Source organism: Acidovorax sp. KPB24-03 (assembly GCF_057546605.1).
This window is the reverse complement of sequence record NZ_BAAJYR010000112.1, coordinates 1-11382: the sequence shown is the minus strand read 5'-3', so window position 1 is coordinate 11382 and position 11382 is coordinate 1. Positions and strand designations below refer to the sequence as shown.

General features: G+C 66.6%; 11 protein-coding genes and 3 tRNA genes. 9 read left to right on the top strand and 5 right to left on the bottom strand.

The features are described from left to right. From AC27KI_RS13440 to AC27KI_RS13420, 5 genes are all read right to left on the bottom strand, one after another. Window positions 1-603 (bottom strand): sigma-70 family RNA polymerase sigma factor (locus AC27KI_RS13440; protein ID WP_487114216.1); only part of this gene is annotated, 603 nt, incomplete at its 3' end. Between the two features lie 157 nt (window positions 604-760). Then, a complete protein-coding gene (argG, locus tag AC27KI_RS13435) occupies window positions 761-2104 on the bottom strand; it encodes an argininosuccinate synthase (protein ID WP_272568543.1) in 1344 nt (447 codons plus the stop codon). A gap of 17 nt (window positions 2105-2121) precedes the next feature. Further along, window positions 2122-2439 (bottom strand): pyrimidine/purine nucleoside phosphorylase, encoded by a 318-nt coding sequence (gene ppnP, locus AC27KI_RS13430; RefSeq protein WP_272568545.1) that lies wholly within the window; start codon window positions 2437-2439, stop codon window positions 2122-2124. Between the two features lie 180 nt (window positions 2440-2619). Beyond that, window positions 2620-3255: a glycine zipper 2TM domain-containing protein gene (locus AC27KI_RS13425; RefSeq protein WP_487090297.1), complete on the bottom strand. Its 636-nt coding sequence runs from the start codon at window positions 3253-3255 to the stop codon at window positions 2620-2622. Between the two features lie 112 nt (window positions 3256-3367). Further along, on the bottom strand, window positions 3368-3793 hold the full coding sequence (locus AC27KI_RS13420; RefSeq protein WP_487090296.1) for an ArsC family reductase: 426 nt from the start codon (window positions 3791-3793) through the stop codon (window positions 3368-3370). Window positions 3794-3840: 47 nt separating this feature from the next. Between AC27KI_RS13420 and folC the strand changes: the two genes are divergently transcribed. The 9 genes from folC (at window position 3841) to AC27KI_RS13375 (ending at window position 11187) form a co-directional block, all read left to right on the top strand. Next, on the top strand, window positions 3841-5166 hold the full coding sequence (gene folC / locus AC27KI_RS13415) for a bifunctional tetrahydrofolate synthase/dihydrofolate synthase (protein WP_487090295.1): 1326 nt from the start codon (window positions 3841-3843) through the stop codon (window positions 5164-5166). A 22-nt stretch (window positions 5167-5188) separates the two neighbouring features. Further along, complete coding sequence (locus AC27KI_RS13410) at window positions 5189-6037, top strand: SPOR domain-containing protein (protein WP_284431506.1); 849 nt, start codon at window positions 5189-5191, stop codon at window positions 6035-6037. 24 nt (window positions 6038-6061) lie between these two features. Beyond that, a complete protein-coding gene (locus AC27KI_RS13405) occupies window positions 6062-6550 on the top strand; it encodes a CvpA family protein (RefSeq protein WP_284431507.1) in 489 nt (162 codons plus the stop codon). Between the two features lie 79 nt (window positions 6551-6629). Beyond that, on the top strand, window positions 6630-8138 hold the full coding sequence (purF, locus tag AC27KI_RS13400; RefSeq protein WP_284431508.1) for an amidophosphoribosyltransferase: 1509 nt from the start codon (window positions 6630-6632) through the stop codon (window positions 8136-8138). Between the two features lie 26 nt (window positions 8139-8164). Then, complete coding sequence (locus AC27KI_RS13395) at window positions 8165-9397, top strand: O-succinylhomoserine sulfhydrylase (RefSeq protein ID WP_372588245.1); 1233 nt, start codon at window positions 8165-8167, stop codon at window positions 9395-9397. Then, a complete protein-coding gene (gltX, locus tag AC27KI_RS13390; RefSeq protein ID WP_487114213.1) occupies window positions 9394-10809 on the top strand; it encodes a glutamate--tRNA ligase in 1416 nt (471 codons plus the stop codon). Before AC27KI_RS13395 ends, gltX begins: the two co-directional genes overlap by 4 nt. A gap of 65 nt (window positions 10810-10874) precedes the next feature. Further along, window positions 10875-10950 (top strand) — tRNA-Ala (locus AC27KI_RS13385). Between the two features lie 34 nt (window positions 10951-10984). Continuing rightward, window positions 10985-11060: transfer RNA gene (locus tag AC27KI_RS13380), tRNA-Glu, on the top strand. A gap of 50 nt (window positions 11061-11110) precedes the next feature. After that, a tRNA-Asp gene (locus AC27KI_RS13375) sits at window positions 11111-11187 on the top strand. Window positions 11188-11382: the final 195 nt, after the last annotated feature.

Genomic DNA, 11382 nt, shown 5'->3' with positions numbered 1-11382 from the left:
CAGGGCGCCGTGGTCCTGGGCGCGCATCGCGTCCACGAGGCGGTGCAGCAGGGCCCGCGCGGCGTCCGGCGTGGCCGAAAAGCGCACCTTCTCCCGGCGCACCTGGGTGCGGGCGCGGTGCACCAGCTGGCGGCAGGCCGCCTCGCTGCGGTCCAGCACGGTGGCGATCTCGCCGTAGTCGCTGTCGAACACGTCGTGCAGCAGGAAGGCGGCGCGCTCGTCGGGCGACAGGCGTTCCAGCACCACCAGCAGCGCGATGGACAGATCGGATGCCAGCTCGGCACGCGCATCGGCCGCCGGCGCGGTGGCGTCGCGGTCCAGCCAGGGTTCGGGCAGCCACGGGCCGCTGTAGGCCTCGCGCTCGGTGCGGGTGGCGCGCAGCCGGTCCACGCACAGGCGGGTGACGGTGGTCACCAGCCAGGCCTCGGCCGTCTGCACGCGCTCGGCCGGCGTGGACTGCCAGCGCAGCCAGGCGTCCTGCAGCACGTCCTGTGCATCGGCGCGGCTGCCCAGCATGCGGTAGGCCACGCCCAGGAGGCGCGGGCGGTGCTGAAGGAACGTGGCGGTGTGCGGGTCCGGGGCGAGGGGTTTGTCGGCGTTCATGCCTTCAAGACGGGTGGCCGGGCCGGTTTGTGACAGGAATCCGCGCCGCCTGCCAAAAAAAGAAAACCGCCCGGCCGGGTGGCGGGGCGGTTGCTCTTGTTTTCATAGCTGCCAGCGCATGTCGCGGTAGCGCTGGAGGCCTTTTCGATGCCTGGCGTTACTTTTTCTCGCTGCCGTCGCCCAGCTGCGCCAGCGCGGCATTGCCGCCCAGCGACAGCAGGCCGGACTGGGCGTAGACGCCCAGCTTGTGGCGCGTGTCGATGATGTCCAGGTTGCGCATGGTCAGCTGGCCGATGCGGTCGGCGGGGCTGAACGGCGCGTCTTCCACCTTTTCCATCGACAGGCGCTCGGGCGCATAGGTCAGGTTGGGCGACTCGGTGTTGAGCAGCGAGTAGTCGTTGCCGCGGCGCAGCTCCAGCGTCACCGTGCCGGTCACGGCGCGCGCCACCCAGCGCTGGGCGGTCTCGCGCAGCATGATGGCCTGCGGGTCGAACCAGCGGCCCTGGTACAGCAGGCGGCCCAGTTTCAGGCCGTTCATGCGGTACTGCTCGATGGTGTCTTCGTTGTGGATGCCGGTCACCAGACGCTCGTAGGCGATGTGCAGCAGCGCCAGGCCCGGGGCTTCGTAGATGCCGCGGCTCTTGGCTTCGATGATGCGGTTCTCGATCTGGTCGCTCATCCCCAGGCCGTGGCGGCCGCCGATGCGGTTGGCTTCCAGGATCAGCGCCACGGGGTCGTTGTACTCGACGCCGTTCAGGGCGACGGGCTGGCCTTCCTCGAAGCGCACGGACACTTCCTCGGACTTGACCTGGACATCGTCCTTCCAGAACGCCACCCCCATGATGGGGTTCACGATGCGGATGCCGCTGTTCAGGAACTCCAGGTCCTTGGCCTCGTGCGTCGCGCCCAGCATGTTGCTGTCAGTGCTGTAGGCCTTTTCAGCGCTCATCTTGTAGCCGAAGCCTTCCTTCGTCATGAAGGCCGACATTTCGGCGCGGCCGCCCAGCTCGTCGATGAACAGCTGGTCCAGCCAGGGCTTGTAGATCTTGAGCGAGGGGTTGGTGAGCAGGCCGTAGCGGTAAAAGCGCTCGATGTCGTTGCCCTTGAAGGTCGAGCCGTCGCCCCAGATGTGGACGTCGTCTTCCTTCATGGCCGCCACCAGCATGGTGCCGGTGACGGCGCGGCCCAGCGGCGTGGTGTTGAAGTAGGTGATGCCGGCCGTGCTGATGTGGAAGGCGCCGGCCTGCAGCGCGGCGATGCCTTCATGGGCGAGCTGCGTGCGGCAGTCCACCAGGCGGGCTTTTTCGGCGCCGTATTCCATCGCCTTGGCGGGGATGGCGTCGTAGTCCGGCTCGTCGGGCTGGCCCAGGTTGGCCGTGTAGGCGTAGGGCAGGGCGCCCTTGTTCTTCATCCAGCGCAGCGCGGCGCTGGTGTCGAGACCGCCGGAGAAGGCGATGCCGACCTTCTGGTTCAGGGGCAGGTTCTGGAGGATGGTGGCCATGTGCGGTGCCTTGCGGTTCAGCCGAAGTGGCAGATGTAGTGGTAGGCGCTGGCGACGCGGATCTCGAACTTCGACTGGCCGGGCACGCTGAATTTCTCGCCCGCGCCGGACTTCACCCAGGCGTCGGTGCCGTCGAGCTTGTACTCGCACGCGCCGCCCACGCATTCCATGATCTCGGGCGCGCCGGTGTTGAAGGTCAGCGTGGCGGGCAGGATCACGCCCACCGATTTCTTCGTGCCGTCCGGAAACGTGATGTTGTGGCTCACGCATTTGCCGTCGAAATACACGTTGGCTTGGGTGGTGACGGACACGCCGTCGATGGTTTCGGTGGTCATGGATGCGCTTGAAAGGAAGAGGAAGGGGGAAAACCGAAGATTCTAGGTTGAACGCTGCGGCCGGCCCCCGTTCCCCGTGCGAGGCGGCGCCCCAAAACGCCGGGCCGAAGGCGCGCCCCACGAAAAAGGGAGCCCGAAGGCTCCCTGCTGGATGCGTTGGCCGTCCGGCCGGTGGTTCCTTCAGCGCCAGTAGGGATCGCGCGGGCGGGGCGGGTAGTAGGGGCGGCCGTAGCTGTCGTGGTATTCGATGACCGTGGTGGACGAGGGCGTCACGTAGGCGGGCGGGCCAGGGTAGGTGGAGACCACCACGCCCGGCTGGGCGTAGCCGCCGGAGTAAGCGGGGGCCGGCGGCGCGCTGGCGATGGGCTGCACGCTCACGGGAATCCAGGCGCCCGGGTCGTGCTGCGTGCGGGTGGTGTACTGGCGGCCCGCGTACTCGTAGAGCACGTTGTAGCCCATGGTGCGGTTCTCGTAGTACGTCTGGGTGGAGCAGCGCTGCACGTTCTGGTACTCGGGCCGGGTGCCCTCGATGTTGTTGCCCAGCACGGCCCCGCCGATCAGCCCGATGGCGGTGGCGGCGGCGCGTCCGCTGCCCTTGCCGATCGCGTTGCCGGTGGCCCCGCCGGCGATGGCACCCAGCACCGCCCCGGCGCCGGTCGGCCGGGATTCGCCGTAGATGGTTTCGTTACCGCACACCTGCTGGGGAATGGCCACCTGCTCGGTGATGGGGGTGGCGGAGAGGACGCGGCCCTGCTCCTGGGCGCTGGCACCGGCTGCAACGGCAGCCAGCGCGGTCAACAAGATGATTTTCTTCATGGAGAAGCTCCTTTCGGTCGGTGTACAACGCATCAGGCTGAGAAAAAGTTTAGGGTCGCCGTGTCAAGCCTGCAGCCGGGGGCCGTAAATCTGGGTAAAGATTTGTGCCGTTTCAGGGCTTGGAGCGCGCGGTGGCGGCTTCGTTCCAATCGGCTTCGTTGAAACCCACGGTGATGCGGCCGTCCGCCCATTCCACGACCGGGCGCTTGATGACGCTGGGCTGCGCCTTCATCACCTCGGCGGCGCTGCCTGCGTCGTGCACGGCGGCCTGGGTGTCCGCATCCAGCTTGCGCCAAGTCGTTCCCTGGCGGTTGAGCAGCTTTTCCCAGCCCACCGCATCGGCCCAATGCGGCAGGCGATCGGCCGGCACGCCCTGCTTCTTGAAGTCGTGGAACTGGTGCGCAACGCCCTGGGCGGCGAGCCAGGCGCGGGCCTTCTTGACGGTGTCGCAGTTGGGAATGCCGTAGAGCACGGTGGTGTCCGGGCGGGCGGCGGCGTGGGCGAGGGGACGGGTGGGGGTACGGGTGGGGGTACTCATGGCGCAGATCATCGTGCAAGCCGCGCTCGGCGACAATCCGGCCCCGTATGCACACCAATTTCGACACCCTGGAAGGCTGGCTCGGCCATTGCGAGCGCCTGCACCCGAAGAACATCGACATGGGCCTGGACCGCGTGCGTGCCGTGGCCCGGCGCATGGATCTGCGGTTCGACTGCCCGGTCATCACCGTGGCCGGCACCAACGGCAAGGGCTCCACCTGCGCCATGCTCGAAGCGGTGGCGCTGCAGTCGGGCTACCGCACCGGGGTGTACACGTCGCCGCACCTGGTGCACTTCGAGGAGCGGTGCCGCATCCACGGCGAGATCGTCGCCGCTTCGGATCTGGTCGCGCACTTCGCCGCCGTGGAAAGCGCCAGGATCCTGGATGGCGAGGACATTTCGCTGTCGTACTTCGAGTTCACCACCCTGGCGATTCTGCGGCTCATGAGCCTGTCGCGGCTGGATGTGGCCATCCTCGAGGTCGGCCTGGGCGGGCGTCTGGACGCCACCAACGTGATCGACACGGACTGCGCCGTCATCACCAGCATCGACATCGACCACACCGAATTCCTGGGCCCCGACCGCGAAACCATCGGACGCGAGAAGGCCGGCATCATGCGCACGGGCCGCCCCGTGGTGGTGAGCGATCCCATGGCGCCGCAGAGCGTGCTCGACCATGCTCTGGAGATCGGCGCCGACCTGTGGCGCTTCGGCCATGACTTCAACTTTTCGGGCGACAAGCAGCAGTGGAGCTGGGCCGGGCGGGGGCGCCGCTACGCCGGCATGGCCTACCCTTCCTTGCGGGGCGCCAACCAGCTCGTCAATGCCTCCGGCGCCCTGGCGGCGCTCGAGGCCCTGCGCGACCGGCTTCCGGTCACCGCCCAGGCGGTGCGCAACGGGCTGGCCATGGTGGAACTGCCCGGGCGCTTCCAGATCGTTCCCGGCCAGCCGACCCTGGTGCTGGATGTGGCGCACAACCCCCATTCGGTGGCGGCGCTGACCGCCAACCTGGACGCGATGGGGTTCTTCCCCACCACGCATGCCGTGCTGGGCGCCATGGCCGACAAGGACCTCGGCCCCATGCTGGCCAAGATCGGTCCGCTGGTGGACCGCTGGTATTTCACCGATCTGCCCACGCCCCGCGCCGAGAGCGCCGCGGGCCTGCAGCAGAAATGGAACGCCCTGCAGATCGTGGCCGGGGGGCGCCGCACCGTGCCCACCAGCCTGCACGTGGACCCCCAGCAGGCACTGCAGGCGGCCGTCGATGCCGCGGAGCCGGCTGATAGAATCGTGGTCTTTGGCTCGTTCTACACGGTGGGCGGCGTTCTGACCAATGGGACGCCTCGCCTGCAGGCCAAGCATCTGGGCGCATAAGGTCCGCACGATTCTGCACTCCATGGCATTTTTCAAGTTTCGGTGGCCCGGCAGCAAGGAGCAACCCGATAAACCCGCGGGCAAGCGTTCGCGCAATGCCCAGGCTGAGAGCATCGAGGCCATGCGTCGGCGCGCACGGCACCGGCTGATCGGCGCAGCGGTGCTGGTGTTGCTGGGGGTGGTGGGTTTCCCCATCCTGTTCGACACCCAGCCGCGCCCCATCCCGGTCGATATTCCTATCGACATTCCCGATCGCAACAAGGTGGCTCCCCTGGTGGTGCCCGAGGCCGCGCCGGCCCGTCCGGCAGCTTCGGCCCCGGCCATGGCGTCGGCCGGGGGGCTGGCCGAAGGCGAAGAGGTCGTGCCGTCTAGCCGCAACGCGCCCAAGCCGGCGGCGTCTGCTCCGGTGCACGCCCCTGCGCCCGCGCCTGCGGCGGCGTCCAAGCCCGAGGTGCGGGCCGAGCCCAAGCCGGTGCCCCGGCCGGAGCCGAAGCCGCAGGTTCACGAATCGAAACCAGAAACCAAACCTGAACCCAAGCCCGAGGCCAAACCGCAGCGCTCGGAAGACGCGGCGCGTGCGCGGGCCTTGCTCGAAGGGCGCGATACCCCGGCGCCGGCCGCGGCAGCCTCCAAAAGCGAAGAGGGCCGGCTGATCGTGCAGGTGGGTGCCTTCGCCGATGCCGACAAGGCCCGCGAAGTGCGCCAGTCGCTGGAGCGCGCCGGCCTCAAGACCTACACCCAGGTGGTGGACACCAAGGACGGTAAACGCACCCGCGTCAGGGTCGGCCCCTATGCCTCCCGCGCCGAAGCGGACAAGGCGGCTGCGCGCGTGAAGGGCCTGGGCCTGTCGGCTTCGGTCCTGGCGCTGTAGCCGGCCGACGGCTCGCGTGCGTACATGGCATCGCTGGACTGGATTTTCTTGGCGGTGCTGCTGGGGTCCCTGGTGCTGGGGGCCTGGCGCGGGCTGATTTATGAGGTGCTGTCGCTGGCGGGCTGGGTCATGGCCTTTTTCATGGCCCAGTGGTGGGCCGAGGACGTGGGGCGGTGGCTGCCGATTTCCGATTCGGCCGAGTCCGTCCGGCATGCGGCGGGCTTTGCGCTGGCGTTCATCGGCACGCTGTTTGCCTGTGGATTCCTGGCCTGGCTGGCCAAGAAATTGATCGAAGCGGTGGGCCTGCGCCCCGTGGACCGCACGCTCGGGGCCGCATTTGGCGCGTTGCGGGGCATGGTGTTGCTGCTGGCGGCATCGCTCGTGGTGCTGTGGACCCCCTTGCAGGAGGGGCTGTGGTGGAAAGAGTCGCAGGCCGCCCCCATATTGACGGGGATGCTGGAAGTTTTGAAGCCGGCTTTGCCGCCAGCGCTGGGAAGGCATCTGCCTTCATGACAGGGACGCGGTGCCACCCCGGTGGCGCTGCACTGATTTTTTTATTGCGGGATCGCCCGCCTTTGGATGGAACGCGAATATGTGTGGAATCGTCGGCGTGGTCAGCACGGCTCCTGTCAACCAACTGGTCTATGACGCTCTGCTGCTCCTGCAGCACCGGGGCCAGGATGCGGCGGGCATCGTCACCCAGCAGGGGCGCAAGTTCTTCATGCACAAGGCCAAGGGCATGGTGCGCGACGTGTTTCGCACGCGCAACATGCGTGCGTTGCCGGGCACGGTCGGCCTGGGGCAGGTGCGCTACCCCACGGCGGGCAATGCCTACAGCGAGGAAGAGGCCCAGCCGTTCTACGTGAACGCTCCCTTCGGCCTGGTGCTGGTGCACAACGGCAACCTGACCAATGCGCAATCGCTGCGCGCCGAACTGTTTTCAACCGACCACCGCCATACCAACACCGAGAGCGACTCCGAAGTGCTGCTCAACGTGTTCGCGCATGAGTTGGAGCGCGCCACCCGCGGTGTGCCGTTGCAGACCGAGGACGTGTTCGCGGCCGTGCGTGCCGTGCACCGCCGCGTCAAGGGCTCCTACGCCGTGATCGCGCTGATCGCCGGCCACGGGCTGGTCGCCTTCCGCGATCCCCACGGCATCCGCCCACTGTGCATGGGCCGCAGCCCGGAAGGCACCGTGATGGTCGGCAGCGAGTCGGTGGCCCTGGAAGGCACCAACCACGTGTTCGAGCGCGATATCCAGCCGGGCGAGGCCGTGTTCATCACGGACGACGGCACGGTGCATGCGCAGCAGTGCGCCGATGCGCCGCAACTCAACCCCTGCATCTTCGAGTTCGTCTACCTGGCGCGTCCGGATTCGGTGCTGGACGGCATCTCGGTGTACCAGGCCCGCCTGAACCTGGGCGAGGCATTGGCCAAGCGCGTGGTCTCCACGGTGCCGCCCAACGAGATCGACGTGATCATTCCCATTCCGGAATCGAGCCGCCCGAGCGCCACGCAACTGGCGCATTTGCTGGGTATTCCGTACCGGGAGGGATTCGTGAAGAACCGCTATGTGGGGCGTACATTCATCATGCCGGGGCAGGGCGTTCGCAAGAAGTCCGTGCGGCAAAAGTTGAACGTCATCGCCAGCGAGTTCAAGGGCCGCAACGTGCTGCTGGTGGACGACTCCATCGTGCGTGGCACCACCTCGCGCGAGATCGTGCAGATGGCGCGCGATGCGGGCGCCCGCAAGGTCTACCTGGCCAGCGCCGCGCCGCCGGTGCGCTACCCCAACGTGTACGGCATCGACATGCCCACGAGCAATGAACTGGTGGCCCATGGCCGCACGGTCGAAGAAGTGCGGCAGTCCATCGGCTGCGATGCCTTGATCTATCAGGACGTCAACGGCATGAAGAAGGCAGTGGGCGCACTGAACGGGCGCATCGAAGGCTTCGACGCGTCGTGCTTCGACGGTGTGTACGTCACGGGCGACATCACCGCGCAGGACATCGCGCGGCTGAACGAAGGGCGTGTGGGCGCGGAGGAGCCGCAGGAGGAAGACACCTCCCGCCTGGCCCTGCCCAATGCGCAGGACGCCTGACCGCTATTCGCTTGGATCTTCACGCCATGAACTCCCCTTTGACTGCCCGAACCCTTCCCGAAGGCCTGCACCCCGACACGCTGGCGGTGCGCGAAGCCATTCCCCGCAGCGTGTACGGCGAGCATTCCGAAGCGCTGTACCTGAGCAGCAGCTTCGTGCAGCCCGACGCGGCGACGGCGGCGCGCCGGTTTGCCGGCGAGGAAGAGGGCTATACCTACACCCGGACCGGCAACCCCACGGTCACGAGCTTCGAGCGGCGTCTGGCCGCGCTGGAAGGCACCGAGTCCGCGATTGGCACCGCCACCGGCATGTCGGCCATCCTGCTCATGTGCCTGGCACTGCTCAAGACCGGCGACCATGTGATCTGCTCCCGGTCGATGTTCGGCTCGACCATCAAGCTCATCGGCGGAGAGCTGTCGCGTTTCGGCGTGCAGACGACGTTCGTGCCGCAGACCGATGCGGCCGCATGGAAGGCCGCGCTGCGCCCGGAAACGCGGCTCATGTTTGCGGAAACCCCCACCAATCCGCTGACCGATCTGTGCGATATCCAGGCGCTGGCCGACATCGCCCATGAAGCCGGCGTGCTGCTTGCCGTAGACAACTGCTTTGCCTCTCCCGCCTTGCAGCAGCCCGCCAAATGGGGGGCGGATCTGGTCCTTCACTCCGGCACCAAGTTCCTCGACGGACAGGGCCGGGTGATGGCGGGGGCCGTGTGTGGACCCCGCGCGCTCATCGACGACAAGCTCGCGCCCATGATCCGCAGCGCGGGCATGAACCTGTCGCCCTTCAATGCATGGGTGGTGCTGAAGGGCATGGAAACCTTGTCCATCCGCATGAAGGCGCAGAGCGCCAACGCGCTGCAGCTGGCCACCTGGCTCGAATCGCATCCGCGTGTGGCGCGCGTGTACTACCCGGGGCTGGCGTCCCATCCCCAGCATGCGCTGGCCATGCGCCAGCAATCCGGCCTCGGCGGCGCCGTGCTGTCGTTCGACGTCAAGGTGAAAGAGGGCGATCCGGCCTCGGCCCGTGCACAGGCATTCCATGTGATCGACAGCACGCGGGTGTGCAGCATCACGGCCAATCTCGGCGACACCAAGACCACCATCACCCATCCCGCCAGCACCTCGCATGGCCGCCTGACCGAAGAGCAGCGCCAGGCCGCCGGCCTGGGGCAAGGCCTGATCCGCGTGGCGGTCGGGCTGGAACACATCGAAGATTTGAAGGCCGACCTCGCGCGCGGCCTGGATACCCTGCAATGACCGAAGCCAACCTGACCCAGCGCGTTCGCACGCGTTTCGCTCCCTCGCCCACAGGGTTCATCCATCTGGGGAACATCCGCTCCGCCCTGTACCCCTGGGCGTTCGCCCGCGCGACGGGTGGCGACTTCATCCTGCGCATCGAGGACACCGACCTGGAGCGGTCCAGCCAGGCCGCCGTGGACGTGATTCTGGAAGGTATGGAATGGCTCGGCATGCAGCCCGACGAAGGCCCGTTCTACCAGATGCAGCGCATGGACCGCTACAAGGAAGTGCTGGCACAGCTGCAGCAGGCCGGCCATGTCTATCCCTGCTACATGAGCGTGCCGGAACTCGACGCGCTGCGCGAACGGCAGATGCAGGCCAAGGAAAAACCGCGCTACGACGGCACGTGGCGTCCCGAGCCCGGCAAGACCCTCCCGGCCGTGCCGCAGGGCGTGCAGCCGGTGCTGCGTTTTCGCAATCCGCTGGGCGGCTCCGTCATCTGGGATGACAAGGTCAAGGGGCGCATCGAGATCCGCAACGACGAACTCGACGATCTGGTGATCGCGCGCCCAGATGGCACGCCGACTTACAACTTCTGCGTGGTGGTCGATGACATCGACATGGCGATCACGCATGTGATCCGTGGGGACGACCACGTCAACAACACCCCCCGCCAGATCAACATCTTCGAGGCCCTCGGAAAGCAGCCCCCGGTGTATGCCCACCTGCCCACCGTGCTCAACGAGCAGGGCGAGAAGATGAGCAAGCGCAATGGCGCCAAGCCCGTGACCCAATACCGGGACGAAGGCTATCTGCCCGAAGCCATGGTGAACTACCTGGCCCGGCTGGGCTGGAGCCACGGCGACGACGAGATCTTCAGCCGCGAGCAGTTCTTGCATTGGTTCAATCTCGACCATCTGGGGCGCAGCGCCGCCCAGTTCGACGAAGCCAAGCTGCGGTGGGTGAACGCGCAGCATCTCAAAGCCATGGCGGACGACGCCCTGGCCGCCCTCGTGGCGCCGCTGCTGGAACAGCGGGGCATTTCTGCGGCAGAGCTGGCCGATGGCCGCCTGCCGCGCATCTGCGCGCTTTTCAAGGACCGTTGCGACACGACCGTGGCATTGGCGGACTGGGCTTTCGTCTTCTACGGCGATGTGGCGCCCAACCCCGAGGAGTACGCCAAGCACGTGACCGAAGCCGTGTGGCCTGCCATCGGTGCACTGTCGCAGGCCTTGACCACGTGTGCGTGGGACAAGGCTGCAATCTCTGCCGCCTTCAAGGAAGTGCTCGCCGCCCATTCGCTCAAGATGCCGCAACTGGCCATGCCGGTGCGCGTGCTGACCGTGGGAACGGCCCACACGCCATCGGTCGATGCGGTGCTCGAACTCGTAGGCCGCGAAAAAATCGCAGCGAGATTGCTGAAGCCTTAAAAACCTGTCTATAATTCAAGGCTCAGGAAATGATGACAGTCACAGTGTGAATGTGGTCATTCAGTGGGGGTATAGCTCAGCTGGGAGAGCGCTTGCATGGCATGCAAGAGGTCATCGGTTCGATCCCGTTTACCTCCACCACTGAGAGTTAGAGAACGGTTAGTTCCCAGGTTTTGACCCTATCGTCTAGAGGCCTAGGACATCACCCTTTCACGGTGAGTACCGGGGTTCGAATCCCCGTAGGGTCGCCAAGTTTGTAGCACTTGGCTTGTGTCTTTTCACAAGCAAACGCTGCCTGCCAGGAGTGGTAGTTCAGTTGGTTAGAATACCGGCCTGTCACGCCGGGGGTCGCGGGTTCGAGTCCCGTCCACTCCGCCATATGGAAGCCCTCGCAAGCAATGCTTGCGAGGGCCTTTTTCTTTGGTTTTGGTGGCGACGGCGGCTTGGCTGCGTGGGATTGTGTCCCATCCGTTGCGGACCGACCTGCAGTGGCTCTTTCAAAAGAATGCCGCACTGCCGCACTGCCGCACTTGCCGCACTGGCCGCACTGCCAGCGCATGCCTCAGCCACTGG